The 25221-nt window shown below is 61.6% G+C and carries 15 protein-coding genes and 1 tRNA gene; 8 read left to right on the top strand and 8 right to left on the bottom strand.

The window, feature by feature from the left end; genetic code table 11:
- The first annotated feature begins 1 nt into the window (after window position 1).
- Window positions 2–697, top strand: coding sequence for an urea ABC transporter ATP-binding subunit UrtE (gene urtE, locus ACFORG_RS12680; protein ID WP_386736042.1), 696 nt, complete (start codon window positions 2–4; stop codon window positions 695–697).
- A gap of 7 nt (window positions 698–704) precedes the next feature.
- On the opposite strand, the gene ACFORG_RS12675 is transcribed toward urtE, so the two are convergent.
- Window positions 705–5870 (bottom strand): calcium-binding protein, encoded by a 5166-nt coding sequence (locus tag ACFORG_RS12675; protein WP_386735901.1) that lies wholly within the window; start codon window positions 5868–5870, stop codon window positions 705–707.
- Between the two features lie 306 nt (window positions 5871–6176).
- Between ACFORG_RS12675 and ACFORG_RS12670 the strand changes: the two genes are divergently transcribed.
- The 3 genes from ACFORG_RS12670 (at window position 6177) to ACFORG_RS12660 (ending at window position 12599) form a co-directional block, all read left to right on the top strand.
- Window positions 6177–7202, top strand: coding sequence for an AraC family transcriptional regulator (locus tag ACFORG_RS12670; protein ID WP_386735900.1), 1026 nt, complete (start codon window positions 6177–6179; stop codon window positions 7200–7202).
- A gap of 84 nt (window positions 7203–7286) precedes the next feature.
- Window positions 7287–9221: a DUF3604 domain-containing protein gene (locus tag ACFORG_RS12665; RefSeq protein ID WP_386735899.1), complete on the top strand. Its 1935-nt coding sequence runs from the start codon at window positions 7287–7289 to the stop codon at window positions 9219–9221.
- A 444-nt stretch (window positions 9222–9665) separates the two neighbouring features.
- A complete protein-coding gene (locus ACFORG_RS12660) occupies window positions 9666–12599 on the top strand; it encodes an H-type lectin domain-containing protein (RefSeq protein WP_386735898.1) in 2934 nt (977 codons plus the stop codon).
- Between the two features lie 218 nt (window positions 12600–12817).
- Here the strand turns inward: ACFORG_RS12660 and ACFORG_RS12655 are convergent, their stop codons facing one another.
- From ACFORG_RS12655 to ACFORG_RS12640, 4 genes are all read right to left on the bottom strand, one after another.
- Complete coding sequence (locus ACFORG_RS12655) at window positions 12818–14239, bottom strand: calcium-binding protein (RefSeq protein WP_386735897.1); 1422 nt, start codon at window positions 14237–14239, stop codon at window positions 12818–12820.
- Window positions 14240–14342: 103 nt separating this feature from the next.
- Window positions 14343–15698 (bottom strand): sensor histidine kinase, encoded by a 1356-nt coding sequence (locus ACFORG_RS12650; RefSeq protein ID WP_386735896.1) that lies wholly within the window; start codon window positions 15696–15698, stop codon window positions 14343–14345.
- A complete protein-coding gene (locus tag ACFORG_RS12645) occupies window positions 15695–16369 on the bottom strand; it encodes a response regulator transcription factor (RefSeq protein ID WP_386735895.1) in 675 nt (224 codons plus the stop codon). The genes ACFORG_RS12650 and ACFORG_RS12645 overlap by 4 nt, the downstream gene beginning before the upstream one ends.
- Window positions 16370–16523: 154 nt before the next feature.
- On the bottom strand, window positions 16524–17417 hold the full coding sequence (locus ACFORG_RS12640; protein ID WP_386735894.1) for an AraC family transcriptional regulator: 894 nt from the start codon (window positions 17415–17417) through the stop codon (window positions 16524–16526).
- Window positions 17418–17579: 162 nt separating this feature from the next.
- On the opposite strand from ACFORG_RS12640, the gene ACFORG_RS12635 reads away from it, so the two are divergent.
- From ACFORG_RS12635 to ACFORG_RS12620, 4 genes are all read left to right on the top strand, one after another.
- Window positions 17580–18401 carry an SDR family oxidoreductase gene (locus tag ACFORG_RS12635; RefSeq protein WP_386735893.1) on the top strand — a complete coding sequence of 274 codons (822 nt, stop codon included), beginning with the start codon at window positions 17580–17582 and terminating at the stop codon, window positions 18399–18401.
- A gap of 189 nt (window positions 18402–18590) precedes the next feature.
- Complete coding sequence (locus tag ACFORG_RS12630; RefSeq protein WP_386735892.1) at window positions 18591–19055, top strand: (2Fe-2S)-binding protein; 465 nt, start codon at window positions 18591–18593, stop codon at window positions 19053–19055.
- Window positions 19056–19060: 5 nt separating this feature from the next.
- Window positions 19061–21241, top strand: a complete 2181-nt coding sequence (locus tag ACFORG_RS12625) for a xanthine dehydrogenase family protein molybdopterin-binding subunit (protein WP_386735891.1) — start codon at window positions 19061–19063, stop codon at window positions 21239–21241.
- A gap of 126 nt (window positions 21242–21367) precedes the next feature.
- Window positions 21368–22111, top strand: coding sequence for a sulfite exporter TauE/SafE family protein (locus ACFORG_RS12620; protein ID WP_386735890.1), 744 nt, complete (start codon window positions 21368–21370; stop codon window positions 22109–22111).
- A 146-nt stretch (window positions 22112–22257) separates the two neighbouring features.
- On the opposite strand, the gene ACFORG_RS12615 is transcribed toward ACFORG_RS12620, so the two are convergent.
- The 3 genes from ACFORG_RS12615 to ACFORG_RS12605 all read right to left on the bottom strand — a co-directional run bounded on the left by ACFORG_RS12615 (window position 22258) and on the right by ACFORG_RS12605 (window position 25219).
- Window positions 22258–22334, bottom strand: a tRNA-Arg gene (locus tag ACFORG_RS12615).
- Window positions 22335–22399: 65 nt separating this feature from the next.
- Window positions 22400–23785 (bottom strand): sensor histidine kinase, encoded by a 1386-nt coding sequence (locus ACFORG_RS12610; protein WP_386735889.1) that lies wholly within the window; start codon window positions 23783–23785, stop codon window positions 22400–22402.
- 15 nt (window positions 23786–23800) lie between these two features.
- Entirely contained in the window at window positions 23801–25219 is a 1419-nt protein-coding gene (locus tag ACFORG_RS12605; protein WP_386735888.1) for a dihydrolipoyl dehydrogenase family protein, read from the bottom strand.
- Window positions 25220–25221 lie beyond the last annotated feature (2 nt).

The raw sequence follows: 25221 nt of genomic DNA, 5'->3' as shown, positions 1-25221 counted from the left end.
CGTGCTTTCCGTCGCGGGGCTGACCCTGCATTACGGCGGCAGCCAGATCCTGCATGGCGTCGATGTCGAGGCGGCGCAGGGCGAGGTGACCTGTGTGATGGGCACCAATGGCGTGGGCAAGACAAGCCTTCTCAAGGCGATATCGGGCCGTCATCCGCGCAGCGGCGGCAACTACCGTCTGGGTGGCGAGGAGATCGGGCGCGCGAGCGCCCATGCGCTGGCGCGCAAGGGGGTGGCCTATGTCCCGCAGGGGCGCGAGATCTTTCCGTTTCTGACAGTGCGCGAGAATTTGGAGACCGGGTTTGCCTGCCTCCCGCGGGCAGAGCGGCATGTTCCGGACGAGATCTTTGAGCTCTTTCCCATCCTTGCCGATTTCCTCGACCGGCGCGGCGGCGACCTGTCGGGCGGACAGCAGCAGCAGCTTGCCATCGCGCGGGCGCTTGTCACAAGGCCGCGCCTGTTGCTGCTGGACGAGCCGACCGAGGGCATTCAGCCCAACATCATCACCCAGATCGGCGAGGTGATCGGAAAGCTGCGCCGCGAGGGGCGGATGGCGATCATCCTCGTCGAGCAGTACCTCGATTTCGCCCATGCCCTGGGCGACCGGTTCGTCGTGCTGGAGCGCGGGGCGGTGAAACTGGCTGCCCGCGCCGCCGATGTCGGGCGCGAGGAGCTGTTCCAGACGATGCGGGTCTGATCCGTTTTCAAATAGCGGTTGCGGACAGTTCGATCTCGGTCACGCCCCAGGCAAAACCGGGATCGATCGCCTGCCGCAATTCCAGCACGTTGCCCTGCCCGATCCGGAGGTCGTCGGGATCGAAGACGAGCGAGAAATCGGCCAGCGTGTCGTTGTTCGCCGGTCCACCCGAGAAGAACCCCTGTGACTTATCGTTGAGCAATATCTCGACCTCGTTGGCGAGATCGATGTCGAACCCGCGCACATCCAGCCGGATCGCGTCGATATCAGTGTCGAACAGGGCCAGCACCGACGTAGAGGACGTGCCGAGGAAGCTGTTGCCGTAGGCGCCCCGCTCGACCGTTTCGAGCGTCAGGAGCATGTCGGCCGGGGTCATCGAGACATTCGTGATCCCCCAGCGGAAACCCGGATCGCGTTCCTGCGTGAAGGCGAGCACGTTTTCACCCGCGTTCACCAGGTCCCCCGACATACCCAGAACGTAGCTTGCGGTGGCGTTGTTCGGCCCCGGTTCGAGAAAGCGCAGGGCAGAGCCATTAAGCCCGACCTGCACCTCGTCCGCGAAGTCGATATCGAACCCGTCGACCCGCAGAACCGTCGCGCCGCCATCGGACTGGAACGTTCCGGTCACCTTGCCGTCGGGATCGGCGCTGCCATTGAAGTCATTGCCAAACCTGCCGGTTTCGGGCGTGGTGCCGATGAGGGAAAAGTCGGTGAGTGAGCGGACCTGCACATCCGTGACACCCCATTTGAACCCGGTATCGCGCATCTGGGCAAAGGTCAGCACGTTTTCGCCCGGCAGGAGGGCGGCAGCGGGCAGATCGAAACTGTTCGGCGCTGTGCCGTCGTCGGGCGTGATGCCAAGATTGCCGAGAACGGTGCTGTTGAGCCGGACCTCGACCTCGTCGATGAAATCGATATCGAAGCCCGTCACGTCGAGGCGCATCGGCTCGGGCGATCCGGCAAAGGTCATCGTGACCTCGCCCTCGGGGGCCAGCGCGCCGTTGTAGTTGTTGCCGTATTCGCCCGGATCGGTCTGGCCCGTCAGCAACTGGACATCCGGAGCATCGATGCGGATATCGGTAACACCCCAGGCAAAGGCCGTATCCCTGATCTGCAGGGCGGTCAGGACGTTCTGCTCGGGCGTCTGGGCGGCGGCGTCGATGGCGAAGCGGTAGAGCGTTTCGGCCTGGTTCGCGCCCTCGGGCAGTTTCGCGACGGGAGTCCCGTTGAGAAACAGCTCGACCTCGTCGTCGAAATCGATGTCAAAGCCGGAAAGCGTCAACACCACGTCGCCGCCCGTGTTCTGGAAGCCGCCGGTGACGATACCGTCAAGAGAAAGGCTGCCTTCGAAGGCGTTTCCATATGCGCCGGTCTCGGTGATGCCGGGGACAAGATCGAAATCGGTGGGCTGTGCGACGCGCAGGTCGCTGATCCCCCACTTGAAAGCGTCGTTGCGGGTCTGCTCGAACCTTAGCAGGTTTTCGCCCGCCAGTTGCTGTGCGGCGGGTATCACGAAGCTGGACGGGCCGGTGCCGTTGTCCGGGGTGCCCGCCAGCAGGCCGAGTGACGTGCCGTTGAGAAAGACCTCGACCTCGTCCCCGCCGAAATCGATGTCGATTCCGGTAAGGTCGAGACGCAAGTCGCTGTCCGTTCCGTTAAAGCCGACCAAGGCGCTGCCATCGGTGATATCGGCCGCAGCGCCGACCTGGTTGCCAAGGATCGTGGCATCGGCGACGCCACGGGTGAGGTCCAGATCGGTGCGGGTGGCGACGCGCAGGTTCTCTACCCCCCAGAGGAAGCCGGGATTGCCGATCTGGCGGAAGACGAGGAGATTGTCGCCCTCTTCGACGGCCGAGGCCGGCAAGGTCAGGCTGTATTCGGTGCTGGCCTCGTTCGATCCGGCCCCGAGATTGCCAAGCGAGACACCGTTGAGCAGTAGCTCGACCTCGTTGCCGGTGTCTATGTCGAACCCGGCGAGATCGAGTAGCACGTCATGCGCGCCGCTCGTGGTCTCGAAGGCGAAGCTGGCCTCGCCCGGTTTGTTGAGATTGCGTCCGAAGCGATTTCCGAACCCCTGTTCCAGCGTCTCGCCACGGATCAGCCTGCCATCTGCCGCAAGACTGCCGAAGCTGAAGAGGCCATCGTCGAATTGAAGAAGTTCGACATCTTCATGGATCGTATCGACCTCTTCGGCACCGAGATCGTGGACGATCAGCGCCCTCGGGTCGCTACCGGTTTCGGGCTGGACCTCGATCCGGAACTGATCGAGATCACCGCGGAACACGGCGCGGTCGGCGTCGCCTGAACCGCCATGTATCTCGTCATCGCCGCCGCCGCCGGTCAGCGTGTCATTGCCCTCGCCGCCCCGGATCAGGTCTTCGCCGTCGTCACCGTCGATCATGTTGTCCTGCGCGTCACCGGTCAGGTCGTCATCGTCGTCGCTGCCGCTCAGATGCGTGAAATTGGTGAAATAGTCGCCCGCGGCATCGCTTTGGCTGGACTGGCCGGTGGCAAGGTTGACGGTGACGCCCAGCGCCCCCGAGAAGGCGAGCGTGTTCGTGCCGCCGCCGCCATCGAGGATGTCGGCACCCGCGCCGCCGTTGATCGTGTCGTCGCCACCACCGCCGACGATGACATCGGCACCATCTTCGCCCCGCAGGTCGACGGCCTGAAGAGCGCTTGTCGTGAAGACATCCGACCCGTCGCCAAGGTGGACCCGGACGGCCTCGATTCCGAAGAAGTCTATCTCGGCGGTTTCGACGATCGAACTGAGGCTGATGACGGTCAGTCGATGCTCACCCGGGTCGCTGCCCTCGGCGAGAGAAACGACGGTTTGATCGGTGAACTGGTCAAACGCACTGACGTCGAGCAGGTCGCCCCGCAGGCCGTGGGTGCCTCCGTTGACGGTGTCATCGCCATTGCCCACGAACCAGTAGAACGTATCGTCTCCCCCGTCGCCGAAAAGGTCGTCATCCCCGTCGAAGGCGGCGATATTGTCGTCGCCATCGCCGCCACGGATCTCGTCCGGGTCGTTGCTTCCCGTCAGAGTGTCGTCAAAGGCGGACCCCAGGAGACCACGAAAATCGCCCGGATCGTACATATCGACAGAGACCAGGAGCCCGGACCCGACCGCGCGTTCATAAGTAAAGCCGCTTCCCAGAAGAACCTCGACGCTATCGACCGAATTGGCATAGCTCAGGGTGTTGGTTCCGAACCCGCCATCTAGCGAGTCGTTGCCTGACCCACCTTCGATCGTGTCATCGCCGGATTCGCCACGGATCGTGTCATCGCCGTCACCGCCGCGTATCAGGTTTGCCGTAAGGTCGCCCGTCAGGCGGTCATCGAAAGCGGACCCCGTAAGACCCCTAAAGGGTCCAATGGCAGTATCGCCCAGCGCATCGCCCTGCGTTCCGAGACCGGTCAGGAGGTTCATGGTAACGGCGCCCGGGGCATTTTCATAAGTGATCGTGTCGTCGCCGGTACCGCCAATCAACTCGTCCGCCCCGGCGCCGCCCTCGAGCGTGTCGTCTCTGAAACTGCCGAGGAGGGTGTCATCTCCGCCATTGCCGCGGATGAAATCGTCGCCGCCGTTCCCGTCGAGCAGGTTGGGGCCGTCGTCGCCGATAATCTCGTCGGCATTGAACGTGCCGATCAGGTTTTCGAACCCGATCATCACTTCGGAATTGCCGTCGCTATCGACCGCGAGACCGTCGAGAAGCGAAAAGGTCGCGCCTATCTCGGAGGACTGTGACCAGTCGATCGTATCGGTGTCGTCGCCGCCATCGAAGCGGTCCGCGTCGATCTCGGAGAACACGACGATGCTGTCATCTCCGTCACCGCCGTTCAGTGTTTCGGCCACGGCACTGTCTCGGATGGTATCGTTGCCGGTCCAGCCATCGACCTGATCGTCGGTCCCGGCAATTATCGAGTCATCCCCGATCGTTCCGACGATCCGTTCCACAGGGCTGTAGACGCCGCTGGTGTTCGCGGCATCTCTCGGGTCGTATATCGCGGCCTTGATGTCGTTGTTCAGGCTCTGGCTTTCGGTCCAGCCGATGATGAAACGACCGTCCGCCAGACCAACCCCTGCCGTATCAAGCTCGACATTGGCGGAGTTGACCACCACAAGGGACCCGACCGCGTTGCCGGACGCGTCGAAGCGTTGAAACATCAAGCTGTTGGTTGCCGTGTCATCGTCCCAGGCGATCACGAACCCGGTATCGGCAAGTGCCATGACGCGCGGCTCGTTGGAAAAGACAGTACCGCCGGACACGACATCGGTCGTGCTTTTCGTCTGGTTCCCGAGATTGTCGAAGATCGCGAACTGCACCCTGGTGTCCGAGCCGACGGTCCGGACCCAGGTGACGACAAATCCGCCGGTAACCAGCGCAGCGACATGCGGGTCGGAAAAGGTATCGCCGGTGAACGAAGAGTCGGCAAGTGTTGCGCCTGTAACCGTTGTGCCGTCGGCGGCGAGGATACGGAAGGTGATGGTTTCGGTGGCGCCTGAACTCAATTCCGTAACGGCAACGAAATTGCCGTTGTTAAGTGTGGCGAGGGCCGTGTCGAAGCTGGGATCATCGTAGCCACCGATCCGCTGGATCGATGGTCCCACCGGGGATGAGTCCGAAGGGGAAACGATGATCGTTTCCAGCCCGTAGGCAGCAACCGTGTCGCTTGCATCGAAGGCTTCGTAGGCGACGGCATAGTCACCACCGGCAAGGCCCGTGACCGAGGGCTGTCGGACCTCGTCGCCAGTATCGGCAGGTCCGGCGAGAAAGAGGGTGAGCGAGCTTCCTGCTCCCGTATCCGTGGTGGTCCATTGGGTCGCGACGATCTTGGTATCGCCACCGAATTCCTCGGCCTCGTAAGCGAGGACGAAATCGCCGCTCTCAAGCGCTGCGGCGTCGAAACTTCGCTCGTTTCCGGTCACGAGACCGTTTGCGACGAACTCGGACCCGATCCGATTGCCGAGCGGGTCGAATATCTGGCCGACGATGTCGTCGCCCGAGTCAACCGCCGGTTCAGCATCGGCCGTGTCGCGCCACAGGATGACGATGTTGCCGTTGGTCAACTGGATGATGACCGGCTCATCCTGCGAATTGCCGGAAATCCCGACATCCTGTGTGTTGGCCTGGAACTTGGAAAGCCAGACATCGGGCGTCGCGGGCATTGCATGAATCCTTTTGACAGAAATCGGCACCGCATGGCGAGGGGCACAGAAAACAGCCCACGCCACCTCTGCACTTGCCAGAGGCAACAGCGCCTTGTCTCAAATACAGGGACGGTATCGCGCAGGATTACGTAGGGTCAAATTGTTTCTGCCACGCCTGTTCGCTGCCTGAAACCGTCTGAACCCGGTGCCGTCGGAACGACGCGACCAAAGGCAGCCGATAGTTCTATGCCGTTCTTGCAATGTTTGGTATCCTTTGGCCCCAGCAAGGTGGTAGCTGACGAGAGTGCGCGCCGAATGGTGCCGATGACGACGATAAGGGGATGGGGGGCATTCCCGGACCTGGTCGAAGAGATGGCGGGCGCTCAGGCGCTGCGCATGATCCTCCCGCGGCATGACCTTCCACTCAGCGTTCTGGACGCGCCCGACCACCGGATGCCACTGGCCAAGATGATGCGTGTCTTCGAGGCGGCCGCGCGCGTCGTGGGGGATGAGGCGTTCGGCGTTCGCCTTGGCAGACGCACGACAGCGGCGGATTACGGCCCGTGGGCGGGATATGCCTATTGTGCGCCGACGCTTGGGCAGGCGCTGAAACGGGTCTGTTCCACCCTGTGGGCCCATGAAAGCGGCACGCGGATGTACCTGGCGGACCATGCCGAGCATGTCGTCTGGTGTTACGCCTCCGGCCTCGAACGGCGCGAACAGGTGCGACATTTCTCCGATCACCTGTTCGAGACGATGCTTGTCTTCTTCCGCGGCTTTCTTGGGCCGCTGTGGCGACCCGACTGGGTGGAGGTCGATTACGAAAAGCCGGCGAAGACGGAAGAGCTGGACGAATATGTCGGTACCGAGATCCGGTTCGCCCGCCCGAATTACGGTTTGGCGGTTCGCAAGGTCGACCTGAGCGCAACGCTGGCGGGACCGTTGCCCTTTGCCCGCCCGATCACCTCGCTGGACCTTGATCCGCAGCCCGAGGGGGTCGTGACCGTGGACGACATGATGTCGGTGATCGACCTGCGCATGATGGGCGGGTCTGTCGACCTTGACGGATTGGCGCGGGCGCTGGACCTTGGACCGAGGACGCTGCAACGAAAGCTGAGCAAGCTTGGATATTCCTACAAGCAGTTGCTGGAAGTCGTCCGCCGGAAACGGGCAATCGCGTTCCTGCTGGAAACCGATCTGCCGGTAAAGGCGATCGCCGCCGAGCTTGGATATGACGGGCCGCAGAACTTCACCCGTGCATTTAACGCCTGGTATGCCGCCAGCCCCTCGCAATTTCGTGCCCGGGGCTCCGCCCACCGTCCGCTCACCGAAACGGGGCGATTGTCGTGAAATGATAAGTCTTTGCGGGTCTGTGCTGTCCGCTCTTTGATAATGTCGAAAAAGATTGGGTTTTCGTTCGTTCAGGAGATGATCATGGCCAAAAGGATCTGCAAGGCTCTTTCACATGTGTCGGTTCCGGCGATTGTCGCCGCGCTGTCGTTCACCGCTATGGGAACGACCGCAACCGCGTTCGAGGGTAACGTGCCCCCCGGCGCGCGCGCATCCGAGGGCAGGCCCGTCTACTCTCCCTTCGTGGGGCGCGATTACCCAGACCAGGTACTGTTCGGCGATCTTCATTTCCACACGGAAATCTCTTTCGATGCGGGGCTTATCGGTACCAGCCTCAACATGCATGACGCGTTCCGCGTGGCACGGGGCGAAAAGATCATCTCGAACACCGGGCAACCGATCCAGCTGATCCGGCCGCTCGATTTCCTTGCCATCACCGAACATGCCGAAATGCTTGGGCTGGCCACGGCGATGCGCACGGCAGATCCGCGACTTCTGGCGGATGACTGGGGTCGGCAGACATTCGAGCTGTTCAATTCCGGGCAGGAAGGGCGCATGGCGGCCTTTGCCGATATCATCGACATCGGAACGGTTCAGGGGCGCGATCCGCTCGAAGGAACGGACCTGGATGGCGACATCTGGCTCGACATCATCGAGACAGTGGATCAGTACTACGATCCGGGCACGTTCACCTCGCTTGCGGGGTTCGAGTGGACCTTTACCCCGCAGGGCGACAACCTGCACCGGGTGGTGATCTTTGGCGACGGGTCCGAGAGAACCTCGCAGACCCGTCCGTTTACCTTTTTCGAGGGGTCCGACCCCGAGCTTTTGTGGAACTACCTTGCCGGTTACGAAGAGGCGACCGGCGGTCGTGTCATCGCGGTTCCGCACAACGCCAACATGTCCAACGGGCTGATGTTCGCGCCGACCAAGTTCGATGGCTCGCCCATGGACGCGGATTACGCCGCCAAGCGGATCCGTTGGGAGCCGATGCACGAAATGACGCAGATCAAGGGTGACGAGGAAACCCATCCCTTCCTGTCGCCCGATGACGAATTCGCCGATTTCGAAAGCTGGGATGTCGGCAACCTGTCGGGCCGGGCGCCCAAGACGCCCGAGATGCTGCGCTATGAATACGCGCGATCGGCCTTGAAAGTCGGGCTGGAAGTGGAGCGCGATATCGGGGTCAACCCGTTCAAGTTCGGGTTCTACGGCACGACCGATACCCATACGGCGATACCGACCACGCGCGAGGACAACTATTTCGGCAAGTACCAGCATACCGAGCCGTCGCCAAACCGCCACGATATCGAGGTGATCCCGGCCGAAGATCCGGCGCTGCGCATCCTGACCGCGCAGGAATCCGCAGCGGGGCTTACCGCCGTCTGGGCGCGTGAGAACACCCGCGACGAGGTCTTCGGCGCGATCACCCGCAAGGAGGCATATGCCACGACGGGCCCACGGATGCGTGTGCGCATCTTTGCCGGTTGGGATTTCACCGAGGATGACCTTGGCGCGCCCGATTTCGTTTCCGAAGGCTATACGCGCGGCGTACCAATGGGTGGCGAGTTGCGCGATGCGCCCGAAGGCGCGGCCCCCAGCATCATGGTGCGTGCGCTGCGCGATCCCGATGGCGCCAACCTGGACCGGGTGCAGGTCATCAAGGGTTGGATCGACGCGAATGGCGAGACGTTTGAGCGTATCTACGATGTCGCCGTGTCCGGCGGTCGGACAATCGGTGAGGACGGGCGGGCGCGCGAACCTGTCGGCAGCACCGTGGATATCGAGAACGCGCGCTTTACCAACACGATCGGCGCGGCGGCGCTGGACGGTGTCTGGACCGACCCGGACTTTGACCCGGCGGAGGACGCGTTTTATTACGTGCGGGTCATCGAGATCCCGAAACCGCGCTGGACGACCTATGACGCCGCCTTCTACGACATTCCCCTTCCCGAGACGGTCCCGCCCACGGTTCAGGACCGGGCCTATACCTCTCCGGTCTGGTACAACGCGGAGTGATCCGCGATCATGACCACCCGGGGTCCGACCATGACGCCCCGGGTGGTCCGAATGATCCCGCCCGGCGCGCAACACCGCGTCGGGCGGGATCATTCATTTCAGTGAGATAGAAAAGGGTCGAATCAAGGAAATCTGCCACCTTCGGCGGCGGCGCATGGGGGTCAACCGACGCGCCCAGAACGGCCCGAAACCTATCCGCAAGTCGATCAATCCGACCAATGGCTTTGGGCAACTCCAAAGCCTGACGTTAGATCATATTGTTTTTTTCCAAGGCGTTAAGACAGCAATCGGGCCACCAAATGCAAAATTTGACATATATCAAGTTTTGAATTTGGAATTTACTTACAATTGAAAGGATGAGGGACACGATGTCGCTACGACACCCCGGGGGGGCAAGGTCGGGCGTCATTCCTTCATCAGTCATTTGATTGGGAGTGAAACGAAATGGCGACAAATTATTCATCTGCGCTGCATACTTTCAGCCTCGATGATATCACGGGTACTTTTTCCGGCGTGACCTATGCCGACAACCCTACTTTCATCGATACTGACGGGTCGGACGTTGCCCAGTACATCGACAAGGACGGTAACGTACTGTCGGCGATCGACAGCGAGTTCGGCTTTTACGTGGAGGATTTCGTCGGCGCCGAGCAAAAGGTCTGGGACGGTGATTTCGGCGAAGGCTTTGCCGGCAACATCTACGATGAAACCGATCCGACACTGGTGACCGGATTGTCCGTCCGCAATTCGCCGACGAGTGTTTTCAAGTCGGGCGCACCGCTCGGCACGTGGTCCCTGGGCCTTGGCGGCACGCTGGTGAAGGCCTCGACCGAGCATTACAGCACGCTGGCCCAGATCCTGTCGGATCAGCGCTATCCCGGCGATGACAGCGCCCTGCGTCCCCTCGACAACGATCTGCGCTTGCGCGATCTGCGCCCGACCGGCGTTGACGGCGCATTCGAAGAGGGTGTCAAGCATGACATCTATGTCGAAGAGTTGACCGAGGCGCTGCAACGCGCGATCGACAACGAAGACGGCGGCACCAATCCGCAGAGCTACACCGATCTCGACCTTGACCGGGATGGGGTCAATGACGAGTTCCACACGCTGTCCGTGGCGATCAATGCCGACACTGACGGAGATGGCGTACCCGAAGCGATCACCGTCGGTGGCGTCGATCTGGACCTCGATGGCGAGGCGGACGTGGTCGACGGTTTCCTCAACGGGTTCGGCGGCACGGCGGACGTGACCGATATCATTGAGCCCAACGAGTCGACGGTGAACTACGACATCGCCTACAGCCAGGACTTCTCGGTCACGGTCAAGGATGACGGCAAGCTGCTTTACAGGTTCGGCGAGGCGGTGAAGCGCCCCAATGACATCCGGATGGAAGTCAACATGGACCTGCCGGAAGAATGGACCGCAGATATCGACGAAAACGGCGTCTCCGACGCGCATGAAAATGGCGGCAAGGGGTTCATCGTCACGCGTGCGGACCTTGTGATCCACCATGACATCACGAACAACCCCAACGACCAGGTGCGCCCGGAGGACTACGAGAACGAAGCGGCGATTGGCCGCCTGCCCGCGCATGTCATCATCCAGGACCCCGACGACCCGTCGAACACCCTGTGGGTCTCGCCGGTCGACAGTTACAATGGCGAAGGCACTTTCCTGCCCAGCTACTTCAAGCTGGACGAGTTCGGCAGCGTTGATCCCTGGGTCGGCGGAACGCCGGTTCTGGACATTGACGGCAATTTCGTCGGTTACCGGAACGAGGACGCGGACGGCAATTTCATCGGCACCGTTCTCAAGGACGAGTCGCTTGCCACCATGGCAGAGGCCGCCGATCTGACCTTCTCCTCCGAAGACATGCACGAAGGCTTTACCGACGCGTGGTACACGAGTGTCGACCGTGAGCCTTTCGAGTGGTCCTACCTCGATGACAGCGCCTATGCGCGCAACAACCCGAACGTTTTCGTCTATGAAAGCTTCCGCTCGCGCGAAGAGGCCGAGGCCGCGGGCTTCGACGATGAATTCCTGGTCTCGGGTCCACGCTGGCGTCTGACCCCGAACAAGTTCGGGCAGGATCTGCCGGGTCTGGAAGTGCCAGTTCAGGAAAACTCCAAGCCGCCGTATCAGCGCGACAACATCAAGTACGAAACCGGCGAAGAGACCATCACGACGCTGAACCTGCTTGACTGGGAGGGTGAATCTCCCCTCGCCCACAGTTCGGGCTGGATGTTCGTGGACGCCGGGCGCCTTGACGAGAACGGCGACGGCATCATCGACGAAGGCTGGTCAAAGGTGAATGACGGTAGCGGAAGCCTGCTTGGCTCGGGCGATGCGATGCCGACCGGTCCGATCCTGTCGGCAGTGTCGCCAAACGGCATGAACCTGACGCATAACGCATTCGATACGGCCGTTTACGTCAAGGGCGACCGCCAGGACTCGGCAAAGCTCTACGACATGCAGCTTGAAATCGAATACGCGGCGATCGAGACCATCGGTTCGGTTCAGGAAGTGATCGGTCTGGACAGCGATGGTGCGACCATCACCTACCAGGACGGCACCGTGTTCGAGAACCCCGTCGTGTTCATGACGGCGCCCACCTACAACGGCTGGAATGCCGCCACGGTTCAGATCAGCGAAGTGACCGAGACCGGCGTCACGGCCTTTGTCGATGAGCCGAACTACCTCGACCGCGTCCACGTGCCCGAGGACGTAGCCATGGTGACCTTCGAGGAAGGTGTCTGGAGCCTGATGGACGGCAGCAAGGTCGAGGTCGGCACGACCGCGATCGGTGGCCACGAACTGGACGTGTTCGACCAGATCTCCTTCACGGCGGATTTCGCATCGGCCCCGATCGTTCTGGTTCAGTTGCAGACCAACAACGGTGCCGACTGGGCCTTTGCCCGGACCCGCAACATCACCGAGGACGGGTTCGAGGTTCGCCTGCAGGAACAGGAAAACAACGAGAACTGGCACAACCAAGAGGTGCTGGGCTGGGTCGCCATCGAAAGTGCCGATGCATCGGGCCTCATCGACTGGGGCGACGGTCTCGACGGTCAGGCGTTCTTTGCCGAGGATGCGGTGGACCATGTCGGTGGCGCTGTCACGCTGGACGCGGCTGTCGGCACCGACCCGCTCGTCGCGGCGATCCTGTCCTCCTACAACGGGTTCAACCCCGCCGTTCTGCGGCAGACCGACCTGACGGATGACGGCAGCGTTGCGACGGTCGAGTTCATCGCGCAGGAGGAGCAGAGCTTTGACAACGAAATCGACCACCTGCTGGAAGACGTGGCGGGGCTGGCCTTTGAAAGCGCGGGCCTGTTCACCGGCTATGAGCTTCCGGCCGACGAAATGATTTTTGTCTGATCTTTCAGCCGAACACTGAAACAAAGCGCCCCGGTCCTGTTGCTCAGGACCGGGGCATTTTCATTCCATCATGGTTCGGGCAGCGGCCTCTCTGTCGGCCGAGTGCTGAGCCGCCATTCCGCAGTCCAGTATCACGCGCCTCGGCCGAAAGTTGTGTGCCTGATCCCGATCAAATGGCCCTGGAACATCCGGAGCCGTCCGCGTTCCGTGTCATTCGATCAGAAGATGAAGTCGCCGGCCGTCAGGTTGGCCGCTGTCTCGGAGATCAGGATGATCTGATCCCCAGCGCCATAGTCGATGTGCACATCGGCCCCGACCTGGGTGATGGTCAGCACGCCAAAATCGGATGCGCCGGTCACGAACTGAATCCTGTCGACACCATCAGTGTAATCTACGATCGTGTCGTCACCATTGCCCGACCAGAACTGGAACACGTCTTCTCCGAGCCCGCCGCGAAGGGTGTCGTCGCCCTTGTTCCCGGCGATGGTGTCGTTGTCCCACATGCCGTTGATGAAATCGTCTCCATCCCAGCCCCAGAGCACGTCGTTGCCACGGTCGCCGATGATCTCGTTGTCTTCGTGGTCGCCGTAAAGCGAGTCGTCGAACCTCGATCCGTAGAGATCCTCGATGCTGTCGTACCTGTCGCCAAAAGCGATCCCGGTGTTGTTGCCAGAATTGTTCAGGCTGGCAAAGACGCCCGTCTGGGCATCGAAATAAGACGCCCGGTCTTGCCCTTCGCCACCGTCGAGATGGTCGCGCCCGGCTCCGCCGATCAGGACGTCGTTGCCTGTGCCGCCATCGAGGTCATCGTTTCCACCGCCGCCAAGCAAACGATCATTGCCGCCTTCGCCATCGAGGTGATCTCGCCCGGATCCGCCCAGCAGCGTATCATTGCCCTCGCCGCCATCGAGGTCGTCATTGCCATTCCCTCCGGCAAGGCGGTCGTTCCCGTTGTCGCCATCGAGGTCGTCATTGCCCGCCTGACCGAACAGGCGGTCGTTACCGTTCCCGCCGTCCAAATCGTCATTTCCGCCAAGTCCGCGAATGACATCATTGCCTCCCAGCCCGTCGAGATAGTCGTCTCCAGCAGTGCCGTTCAGGATGTCGTTTCCGGACGTTGCGCCGCCGGGCATCGGGGCGGGCGATGGTGGTGGAGGCGACGGTACGGCAGCCAGACCGAACTGATCGGCCGACAATTGCCCGATGCGGACATCCTCAAGCAACAGGCTGTTGCCCATGCCGAAGTCAAGCAGGGTGCTGTCTCCGCCTTCCACAGACCGGGCCAACGCCATCAGGGCCGCGAAGTCGGACACGCCATAGCTGGCATCAAGTTCGATCCGATCCTCGCTCGAGAAACCCTCGATCGTGTCCCGACCGGAACCGAAGATAAAGGTGTCGCTCCCTGTTCCACCGTTCATTTCGTCGTTTCCGGACCCTCCGTCGAGGATATCGTTCCCTGTGCCGCCGTACAGGTCATCGTTCCCGGCACCACCCTCAAGCGTGTCGTTGCCTGCCTCGCCATACAGGTCGTCATTGCCTGCCAGCCCGAAAAGAATGTCATTGCCTGCCCGACCGACGATGTCGTCCCGCAGATTGGTGCCCGTCAGTGTGTCGTTGCCGTTGGTGCCGTAAATGTCCATGTCGCGATCTCCAGTGGATTCGGCACGACCGGGAATCGGTCGGCCATCTATGACACGACAAATGCTGGTCTTCTCTGACTGGAGTCTGACGAGACTGGAGAATTCAGGCCGAAACGTAAGTCAGGCAGAATACAGCACCGCCATCCGGGGCGTCTGCCGCCTCGACCGTGCCGCCATGGGCGCGCTGGATGCGGTCGACGATAGCTAGTCCGAGGCCGGCACCACCGCGCGGGGCGCGCATCCCGCGGCGAAACGGCTCGAAAAGGTCGCCGTCGGACGCAGGAGGCAGACCCGGCCCATGGTCGCGCACCGTAAGCTTTGGACCCGGACCGACCATGACTTCGACCAGACCGCGGCCGCCATGGCTGAGCGCGTTCTCGATCAGGTTGGTCAAAGCGAGGGCGATGGCATCTTCGGCTCCGCGAACCGTGACCGGTGTATGGTTTCCGGTCAGGACGATTTCCGATTTTTCAGTCTCGGCAAACGGGAAGAGTTCGGCAACGACGCGCTCGGCGACGACAGAGAGGTCGGCGCGTGCGTTTTCCGGAACTTCCAACCGGTCGGCCCCGGATGATGACAGGAATTGCGTGACGGTTCGCGAAAGGGTGCGGACATCGCTTCGGAGCGTGTCGAATTCGGGGTCCTTGGGCAGTTCGTCCAGTCGTGCGACGAGAACCGCGACGGGAGTTCGCAGAGCATGCGCGGCTTCGGCAGCGCGGCGTTGCTCGGCATTCAGCTCGTCATCAAGCCTTTCGATGCTCCGACGCACCGCTTTGGTCAGGTCGTCGATTTCGGCCGGCGCGTTTTCCAACGCATAGGGCGGCAACGGATTTCCCGGGCGGATCGCCCGCGCCCAGGCCGCCGCCTGTGATACGGGCCTGAGGGCGCGGCGCACGATCAGCAAGGTTCCGCCGATCAACAGAATCGCGATGGGAAGCAGAGGCAGCCAGACGTGACCCTGGAACTCGTCCAGTATCTCGTTCCCCAGCAAGCCAGCAGGATCACTCGCCATCAGGAAAAACAGGCTGACCACGGGCTCAGTACCCTGGACCGAGTGCGAAGCGATCACCGGCATCGCGGCCGTGCCGTTCGGCCACGCCAGCCAATCGGTCGCAAATGCCCCTGGCCGAAGCAGATCAGGCGGGATCAACGCGATATTCTTCCCGTTCAGCACCGTTCCATCGGGTGCCATAACGGCGAATGCGTACGCGTCCGGATGCGCGTCATAAATCCCGTCAATCGCAGCGACGAGTGTGTCGGCGTTTTGATCGTTGGCCAGGAAAACAGATTCGAGACGCAGCAATTCGCGGCGCGCAAGATCGATGAACAACGCGCTGCGGTCAGACGCATCGAAAACCGCAACGAAAACGAGGTTTGCGGTAATGACAAGCAACGCAATGGTCAGCAGTTGGCTTGTAAGGATGGCTTGCAGCCCGCGGCGACGGCCCGGTTTACTCATTCTTCCGTCACCGTCAGCATCCAACCGACCCCCCGGATGGTTTTCAGCGTCACGTTGGCGCCTGCATCGACAAGCGCACGCCGCAAGCGGGATACGGCTGCGTCGACCGCGTTAGGCGTAACCTCCATGTCCCGGTCGTAAAGCGCCTCTACGAGCGCGGTGCGCGGTGCCACCCTGTTTTGCCTGCGGATCAGCACCTCAAGCAGGCTGAGTTCGCGTCGACCGAGGTTCAGAGCTACGTCGTTGCAGTGGGCTTCGCGGCTGGCGGTATCGACACGAACGCAGCCAGCCGACAGCACGACGCTGGCACGGTTGCCCGGACGGCGGAGTATGGCCCTGCATCGCGCGACAAGTTCCGGGATCTCGACCGGCTTCACGATGTAATCGTCGGCGCCGCTGTCGAGGCCAGCGATCCGGTCCCCGAGAGCGCCGCGGGCCGTCAGGATGATTGTGGGAAAGGCACCGCGATCCTGCCACTCTTTCAGCAGGTCAAGCCCGCTGCCGTCTGGCAGGCCCAGATCGAGGATCGTGAGATCGTACTGCGTGGTGTCTACCGCTTCGCGCGCCTCTGCCACGGACCCGGCAAGGTCGGTGGCAAAACCTGCGCGCGCAAGGCCACCGGCGATTGCCTCGGCCAAGGCAGGATGATCTTCGACGAGCAGTGTCCGCATGGCTCCCCCCGATGCGTCTTTCCCACGATCTTGTTACGAAGCCAGTGAATTGCCAGCCTTTTCGGACAGAAAAACAGCGGTTTCGATCGGGTACGCAGCCCGAACCGTGCAAAGTTGCACGATGCGCGCGGTGGGTACCGGAGCTGAAAGCGCCCTACCCGGCCAGTGACCTTGCCTCGGATTTCTGGCTTTTCGGGGACAGGCCGAACTTTCTCGAAAACTCACGGCTGAACTGCGTCGGGCTTTCGTACCCGACCTCGTAGGCGGCCGCCGCCACAGAGAGCCCGCTGGACGACAACAGCCTGCGTGCTTCGAGAAGGCGGAGCTCCTTTTGGTATTGCAGCGGGGTGGTGGCTGTCACCGACTTGAAATGCTCATGAAAGGCAGAAAGGCTCATCCCGCATTCCGCAGCCAGTTCGGCAACCGCGATGTTCGTTTTGTAGTTGCCGCGAATGGTGGCGATGGTCTTCGATATTCGGCTTGCCGGGCTATCGTGGTGCAACAGCTGCCGCAACATGCCCCCATGCCGCGCACGCAAGAGGCGAAAGTGGATCTCCTTGAGCACCAGCGGTGCAAGTGCGCGCGCCTCGACAGGATCCTTGGAAAGAAGGAACAAGCGATGCATGGCGTCGATCAATGCGGCGTCGGAGGCTGCTGCATCGAGGGAGTGCAGGCTGTCTTGGGTTTCGCCTACATCGCCGATCTCGTCATAAAGACTGCGGGCAAGCGCAAGGTCCAGCTGCAGTGCGAGCGCGGCATAGGGTTCCGAAGGGCTGGCCCGGATCACGGCCGCCTCAACCGGGATGGCATGACTGACGATCAGAACGTCGCCCGCCCCGTAGCGGACGATGCGATCGCGCATGCAGGCCTCCTTGGCCCCCTGAAGCACGAGACACATGATCGGTTCGTAGAAAGATGCCGTGCATTCGGTTGTCTGCACATTGGCGACTGCAAAAAGCCCGTCGACGCCAGTTTCGCAGCCTATACCCAGCCCGCCGGCTTTTTCGACATGACGGAAAACATCGCTGATCAGACTTTCTGGCACCATGGGGTCATCTCCTTCGTCCGCCAAATATAGGCGAATGGCCGTTTCGTGGAACATGAAAGAAGGATGCCTCGGAGGAATAGGCAGATCATTCGGAGGATCAGGCAAGGCCGGAACGGGACGCGATGCTAGATTGGAAAAGCACGAGACAGGGAGTTCCCCAACATGACCCAGACCATTCTGATTACTGGTGCATCCTCTGGCATCGGCAAGGAAACGGCAAAGCTGTTTGCGGCCCGCGGATGGAACGTCGTTGCGACGATGCGCTCGCCGGAGAAGGAAGAGGACCTGACCGGTCAAGACAATATCCTCGTCACGCGCCTCGACGTGACGGATGCCGCATCGATCGGGGCGGCAACGACGGCCGGTATCGAGAAATTCGGCAAGATCGACGTTTTGCTGAACAATGCCGGGTATGGTGCCTACGGTCCGCTTGAGGCGTTTCCGATGGACCGTATCCGGAGACAGTTCGACACGAACGTCATCGGCCTGATCGAGACCACCAAGGCCATCCTTCCACATATGCGCACCAATCGCTCCGGCACCATCGTCAACATCTCGTCGATCGGTGGTCAGATGACCTTTCCGCTCGGGGCGCTGTATCACGGCACGAAGTTCGCCGTGGAAGGTATTTCCGAGGCTCTGCACTATGAACTCGAAGCCGCGGGCATCAAGGTCAAGATCATCGAGCCCGGCATGATCGCCACCGATTTCGGCGGCCGGTCCTTCGACTTCGTCAACGATGAAGAAATGGCGGAATACCAGCCGGTCGTCCAAGCGCTGTTCGGTGCCTGGGGGAGCGAGGAAATGGCATCCCGCGCATCCGCGCCAAGCGTTGTGGCCGAGGTGATATGGGCCTCTGTCACCGATGGAACCAACACGCTGCGCTATCGCGCAGGCGAGGACGCAGTCGAATTGCTGAACAACCGAAAGGCACTGGACGACGAAACCTTCATCAGCGGGCTGAAGTCGCAGCTGGGTTTGTGACCGGACGGGTTTGCCCCCGACAGAACGCCCTGATTTCAGCGACACGAGGGATGGAAAAATCGATTTGGGGGCTATGTCCTTCGGCATTACGGCGTTGTGGCCAGTGACCGAGTCATCAAACCCGTTCGAGCGGAAACGGTCCCTTCGAACGACATTTGTTTTCACAAAAAATGGGAAAGCCAAAAAGCCATGGCAATATCACTGAAACTGAACGGTCAAACGCATACCGTTGAATCCGAACCGGGCACGCCCTTGCTGTGGGTAATCCGGGACGAACTGAAGCTGACCGGAACGAAATTCGGATGCGGCGTTGCCTCTTGCGGCGCGTGCACCGTTCATATGGACGGTCAGCCCGTACGCTCTTGCCAGACCTATATCGAGGATGTCGAAGGCGCCGAGATCACGACGATCGAAAAGATGGAAGACGACAAGGTCGGAGCCGCAGTGCAGCAGGCATGGCTCGAACTCGATGTCGTGCAATGCGGCTATTGCCAGTCCGGGCAGATCATGAACGCGGTCGGGCTGCTGCGTGAGAATGCGAACCCCACCGCACAAGACGTAGACGACTACATGCATGGCAACGCCTGCCGCTGTGCAACCTACCAACGGATCCGCGCCGGTGTTTTGCGCGCAGCAGAAATCCTGGAGGCTTGAGTAGCATGACAACGAATATTTCTCGCCGCGGCTTCCTGAAAAGCGCGGCCGCAGCCACCACGGTTCTCTATGTCGGGGCGAATGCGAATGGAGCCGCGGCAGCGTCCGGCCGTGCCGACGCGATGCTGAACCCGTTCGTGAAAATCGACAGTGACGGCAACGTCGTCGCCATCATCAAGCATTTCGAAAAGGGTCAGGGGCCGGCAACGGGTCTGTCTACCCTTATCGCCGAAGAGCTTGGCGTGACCATGGAACAGATAGGGTTCGAGTTCGCGCCATCAAACCCCGAGCTTTACAACAACCTGTTCTTCGGTCCCTTTCAGGGCACCGGCGGTTCGACTGCAATGGCCAATTCCTGGATGCAGTATCGAACTGCCGGCGCGAATGCGCGCGAGATGCTGATCAAGGCTGCCGCTGATGCCTGGGGCGCGGATGCCTCGTCGCTGGACATTCAGGATGGAATGGTTGTTGGCAGTGGCAGATCTGCGCCGCTGGGCGAGTTCGTATCCGCCGCGGCGAGTTTTGCGCCGTCAGAGAACCCGCGACTGCGCGACCCGTCCGAGTGGAAGATCATCGGCAACGAGAAAACGCGCCGTCTTGATAGCCCGGTCAAGGTCAACGGGCGGGCCAAGTTCGCGATGGATGTGCAACTGCCGAACCAGATGGTCGTCATGATCAAGCGTACGCCCCAGCGCGGTGGCCTGGTCGTCAGCGTTGACGACAGCGCCGCGAAAGAGGTCAAGGGCTTCATCATGGCGATGCCGTTGCCGACGAAACATGGCGTGGCCGTTTATGCCGAAAACACCTGGGCCGCGATGCAAGCCCGAAACGCCGTAGAGGTGGAATGGGACATGTCGGGCGCCGAAGCGCGCTCTTCTGCCCAGATCCGGGACGAAGTTCTTGCCGCGCTGGATGCTGCACCGGTTTACAACGTCAACGAGGCGGATCGGGCATCCGTCAGCACAGCGGTCGACGGCGCGGCGACAGTCGTCGAGAAAACGTTCTACTTCCCCCTGTTGGCCCATACCCCGATGGAACCTCTGAACTGCACCGTAGAGCAGACGGCCGAGGGCGATATCGTGCTGCATGACGGCGCGCAAATGCCGACGGGTCCGCACATGGCCTATCAGCAAATCTTTGAATTGCCGCCTGAAAAGATCCACATCAAGACCATGCTGGCCGGAGGATCTTTCGGCCGCCGCGCGACGCCCGATGCGGATTACCAGGTCGAAGCCGGCCTTGCCTTTGCCATGACGGATCGCTCCCGCCCGGTGAAACTGGTCTGGGATCGGGAAGACGATGTCCGGGGCGGTTATTACCGGCCGGCTACGGGCCACAAGGTGCGCGTTGGTCTTGACGCCGAGGGGAACATCATCGGGTGGGAACACCAGGTCGCCGGCCAGTCGATCATGAAAGGCACCGCCTTCGAGGCGATGGCCGTTCGCGACGGGATCGACCACTCCACGGTCGAAGGGCTTGCCGACAACCCTTACACCATTCCGAATATGGCTGTTGGCCTGACAGACATCGAGAAGGCCACGTCGGTCCTGTGGTGGCGCTCGGTGGGTCATACGCACACGGCCTATGTAATGGAAGTGATGATGGACATGGCAGCCCGGGCAGCCGGTCGTGACCCGGTCGAGTTCCGCCTGGCGTATCTCGAAGGGGGCGGAAAAGACGCGGAGCGCAAGGCGGGCGTGCTGAAATTGGTTGCCGAGAAGGCGAACTGGGGACAACCCGCCGCCGGCAATGTTCAGGGTATCGCCGTTCACAAGTCCTTTGGGTCCTACGTTGCCGAAGTGGTCGAGATCTCGGGGAACCCCGATGACGGCGTACAGATCGAAAAGATCACCGCGGCCGTGGATTGCGGAATTGCCGTCAACCCGGACATCGTACGCGCCCAGACCGAAGGCGCGATCGGCTATGGCATCGGTCATGCGATGCGCGAGCGGATCACGCTTGATGGCGGAGCGGTGGAGCAGTTCAACTTTCCCGATTACGAAGTGCTTCGCATCTCCGACATCAAGAGTATCGAAACCCATATCGTGGCTTCCGCCGAAGCTCCTACGGGAATTGGCGAGCCAGGAACGCCCCCGGCAGCACCTGCCTTGGCCAACGCCATCGCGCAGCTTGATCTGCGGATCGCGGAACTGCCGATGGCAGAAAACGGCGTGTCCTTCGCCTGAACACATGAAAGCACCACGGGGTAACCGCCCGTGGTGCTTCAATTGCGTGTTCGGACCGCGCGGAAAGAACGATACGCGGGGGCGCTTATCTACCCAGGCGTCGGCCCATGGTGTAAGGGTGTCGAAATGGCCGACATCCTCATGATCCTTGCCATCGCGACCACTTTCCTGCTTGCAGGTGGCGTGAAAGGCCTCATCGGCCTTGGCCTGCCAACGGTCAGCCTCGGCTTGCTGACAGTCGCGCTAGATCTGACGACAGCGATGGCGCTGCTGATCGCTCCCTCCTTCATCACGAACGTCTACCAGGCCGCCACGGGAGGCCATGCGCGTGTCATCCTGCGCCGCATCTGGCCATTCCTGCTGATGGCGACCACAACCGTCTGGATTGGTGCAACCGCTTTGACACGGGTCAATCTCGATCTTCTGACGGCGTTGCTGGGGCTATCTCTCGTCGCTTATGGCGGCCTCAACCTCGCGGGCGTGCGTCTCGCGATCGCGTCGCATGCCGAGGCATGGGCAGGTGCGGCATTCGGCGCCGCGAACGGGATCCTGACGGGAATGACCGGCTCGTTCGTCGTTCCTGGCGTTATGTTCCTGCAGGGAATCGGGCTGTCGCGCGACCAGCTGGTTCAGGCAATGGGCCTGCTGTTCACCGTATCAACGGTTGCACTCGCCGTGGCGCTTGGCGCGAACGCCTTGTTGTCCACCGAGTTGGGGATCGCCTCCATCGCCGCGGTCGTGCCGTCCCTGGTTGGAATGTGGGCAGGTCGGAATTTGCGTCAGCGCTTGTCCGAGGCACAGTTCCGCCGCGTATTATTTATCGGCATCCTGGCGCTCGGCCTTTACATCCTCGCCAACGCGATCTCGTGATACGGGTCTTCTGGAAAGCCAAAAGGCCGGTCCGGCTTTCCAAACCCTGCAACGAATTCGACGGATGAATTCGGCATCCCATCCACGTGGCGACGCGCGCACTCCACAAGGAAACACCAGTAAATTAGAGATTTAGGAGTTTACCATGGCGGACCGAGGAGGATTCGAACCCCCGACCCCTTGATTCGTAGTCAAGTACTCTATCCAGCTGAGCTATCGGTCCGCGTTGGTTCGCGCTACTTAGACCCAGCCCGAAGGAGTCGCAACCCCAATCCGACAAGTTTTTTGTCAAAAAGTGAGATCGCCCTTCGGGAGCCGGATTTCAAAGACCGTTCCGTCCGGCCCGGTCCGGTGCAACAGCAGATCGCCGCCATGTCCACGGACCAGTTCTGCCGAAATCGCGAGGCCCAGCCCGGAGCCGCCCTTGCGTGCACCTCCCTGAAAGGCCGTGAACAGATGCTCCTGCGCCTTGGGTGGCAGGCCCTGACCGGTGTCGCAGACCTCAACCCGCCAATTGTCGGCGTCCTCATGCGCCTGAACCGTCACGGTGCCGGGCACACCGGTGCTCATCAGCGCCTGCCGGGCATTGCGCACGAGGTTGAGAAGGACGCGGAACATCTGCTCGGGATCGGCCCGCATCACGTAACCTTCGGGGATCTCGTTGAAGATCTCGATGCCACTTTCGTCAAGCGCGAGGCGTTCGCTGGCGCAGACGTCCTCGGCAAGGTCATGCAGGCGCACCATGGTGAGTGTAGGGGCTGGTTCCTCGGCCCGTCCAAACGCGAGTGTGCTTTCGCAGAGCGAGACGGCGCGCGTTATGGAATTGACGAGTTTTGGCGCCATGCGACGCACAAGCGGGTCTTCGCTGGCTTCGATCCGGTCGGTAAAGAGTTGCGCGCTGGTCAGAATGTTGCGCAGGTCATGGCTGACCTTGGCGACCGCGCCGCCCAATTGGGCAAGACGCTCGCGCTGTTTCAGGGCCTGGGTAATCTGGATCTGCAGCATCTGCAGCGCTTCTTCGGCCTCGCGCAGCTCGCGCACGCTGGAACGCGGTTGAATGATCCCGCGCGCATCCTCCGGCGCCTGGGCATAGCGTTGCATGTACCCCACGACGCTGCGGATCGGACGCACCAGAACAACGCGGACGGCCAGGAACAGAAGGAAGGCCGTGACCACAGAGATCACGAGGGACAGCAGGAGAATCCGCAGGCCATAGTCGATCATGGCCATGCGCAGGGGGCCGCTCTCCATCGCGACCTCGATCAGGATGCCGGCCTCCTGTACCGGTTCGCCGATCACCCGGATGATCCGGTTCTCGGGCATGGCAAAGGTCAGGAGCGCATCGCGGACCAAAACCCAGGGCGAGGCCATCCGCAGGTCGTAGGTGGCGGAAATCTCGGCCGGGACCGGCGAAGCAAGCATGAGCTGGCGCACCTCGTCGCGGCGCAGAACGACGTTGTAGACGCCAGCGGTCTCGAGCAGTTCGGCCTCGAGCTCAGTCGCGAGCATGTCGTCGGCCAGCAAGGCCAGCGATGCGATCTGCGCCCGTTCCAGCCGGTTCAGCAGATAAGCTTCGCGGAAACGAGCGATGGACGGGACGAAGATCAACACCTCGGCCAGCATGACGAACACGGTCGTCAGGATCAGGAAACGTCCCGAGAGCGAGTTCAGCATTCAAGTCCTTCCCGATCAGGGCAGCCAGCGCTGAACGAGGCTGACCACCCGCTTCACCCATGGGTTGTCGAACAAGCGCGGGGTAAAATACGCTCCCGCCGCCCGCTTGCTCACCTCTCCGACCGTAGGATAGGGCGACACCATTGCGGCAATCTGGCTCATCTTCAGGCGGTTGGCCAGTACCAGCGCCCAGAGATTGGCATGCTCCCCCGCCTGGTGGCCCACGATGGTCGCACCGACCGGCCTGCCCCTGACGACCATGACCTTGATGAACCCGGTCTTGCGCCGTTCGGCGATGGCGCGATCGTTATGCGAGTAGTCGAAGCGTGCGACCTCAAGGCGATCACCATGCGTCTTGCGCGCCTGGGCCTCGGTCAGTCCGATCTGGGCCAGTTCCGGGTCGGTGTAGGTTGCCCAGGGGATGTGCGAGGTCTTCGCCTTTGACGGCAACCCGAAGAGAAGAGAGCGGATGACGACACTCGCGTGATAACCGGCAACATGAGTGAACTGAAGACCACCCGCCACATCGCCGATTGCATAGACGCGGCGATTGGTGCTGCGGAGGCTCTCATCCACCTTGATCCCGCGCTTGGTGCTTGCCACACCGGCAGCATCAAGCTTTAGCCGGTCGATGTTCGGAGTCCTGCCCACCGCCAGCAGAAGGTGAGAGCCGCTGAATGTCCGACCGTCCGCCGTTTCGACCCGGACTTCGCTGGCCTCTCCTGCGACACGAGACACCTGCGCGCTTTCGACAATCTCGACACCTTCACCGCGCAGCGCGTCGAGGACGATGGCCGCCGCCTCGGGGTCGTCCTTGGACAAGGCCCGGTCACCCTCGATCACCGTTACCTTGCAGCCGAGCCGGATATGGGCCTGCGCCATCTCCATGCCGATCGGGCCGCCCCCGATGATCAAGAGGTGATCGGGTTTCTCACGCAGATCGACCAGTGTTTCGTTGGTAAGATAGGGTACGGTTTCGAGCCCTTCGATTGGCGGAACTGTGGGCGACGAACCGGTCGCGATCACGATTCGGCGCGCTGTGATTTGATAGGGTCCGGCCTCGACTTCGGTCTTCGAAATGAAATGCCCATATTCCCGGATAACGCGCACGCCAAGACCCTCGAACCGGTCCTGGCTGTCGACAGGTGCGATCTGCGCGATGACGTCGTGGACGTGGTCCTTGGCCGCCGCATAATCGATTTGGGGCGTCACGCTCTGCACCCCGAAGACGGCAGAATGCGCCTGCGCGTGGGCAACCTTGGCGCTGGCGATTAGCGCCTTGGACGGGACGCAGCCGAAATTCAGGCAGTCGCCGCCCATTTCACCGCCTTCGAGCAGGGTCACGCTGGCGCCCATCTGCACCGCGCCCGCAGCAACAGACAGGCCCGCCGACCCGGCCCCGATGACCAGGATATCCGTTTCAATTCGCTCCATGG

The sequence above is a fragment of the Lutimaribacter marinistellae genome (genome assembly GCF_042648365.1).
Classification (GTDB): Bacteria; Pseudomonadota; Alphaproteobacteria; order Rhodobacterales; family Rhodobacteraceae; genus Lutimaribacter_A; species Lutimaribacter_A marinistellae.
The sequence above is the reverse complement of the archived record's forward strand: the minus strand, read 5'-3'. Positions and strand labels throughout refer to the sequence as shown.

Bases quoted from the DNA above. Each gene is read 5' to 3' on its own strand.
- ACFORG_RS12675 (WP_386735901.1), bottom strand. From the start codon at position 5,870: ATGCCCGCGACGCCCGATGTCTGGCTTTCCAAGTTCCAGGCCAACACA.
- ACFORG_RS12670 (WP_386735900.1), top strand. From the start codon at position 6,177: ATGACGACGATAAGGGGATGGGGGGCATTCCCGGACCTGGTCGAAGAG.
- ACFORG_RS12665 (WP_386735899.1), top strand. From the start codon at position 7,287: ATGGCCAAAAGGATCTGCAAGGCTCTTTCACATGTGTCGGTTCCGGCG.
- ACFORG_RS12660 (WP_386735898.1), top strand. From the start codon at position 9,666: ATGGCGACAAATTATTCATCTGCGCTGCATACTTTCAGCCTCGATGAT.
- ACFORG_RS12655 (WP_386735897.1), bottom strand. From the start codon at position 14,239: ATGGACATTTACGGCACCAACGGCAACGACACACTGACGGGCACCAAT.
- ACFORG_RS12650 (WP_386735896.1), bottom strand. From the start codon at position 15,698: ATGAGTAAACCGGGCCGTCGCCGCGGGCTGCAAGCCATCCTTACAAGC.
- ACFORG_RS12645 (WP_386735895.1), bottom strand. From the start codon at position 16,369: ATGCGGACACTGCTCGTCGAAGATCATCCTGCCTTGGCCGAGGCAATC.
- ACFORG_RS12640 (WP_386735894.1), bottom strand. From the start codon at position 17,417: ATGGTGCCAGAAAGTCTGATCAGCGATGTTTTCCGTCATGTCGAAAAA.
- ACFORG_RS12635 (WP_386735893.1), top strand. From the start codon at position 17,580: ATGACCCAGACCATTCTGATTACTGGTGCATCCTCTGGCATCGGCAAG.
- ACFORG_RS12630 (WP_386735892.1), top strand. From the start codon at position 18,591: ATGGCAATATCACTGAAACTGAACGGTCAAACGCATACCGTTGAATCC.
- ACFORG_RS12625 (WP_386735891.1), top strand. From the start codon at position 19,061: ATGACAACGAATATTTCTCGCCGCGGCTTCCTGAAAAGCGCGGCCGCA.
- ACFORG_RS12620 (WP_386735890.1), top strand. From the start codon at position 21,368: ATGGCCGACATCCTCATGATCCTTGCCATCGCGACCACTTTCCTGCTT.
- ACFORG_RS12610 (WP_386735889.1), bottom strand. From the start codon at position 23,785: ATGCTGAACTCGCTCTCGGGACGTTTCCTGATCCTGACGACCGTGTTC.
- ACFORG_RS12605 (WP_386735888.1), bottom strand. From the start codon at position 25,219: ATGGAGCGAATTGAAACGGATATCCTGGTCATCGGGGCCGGGTCGGCG.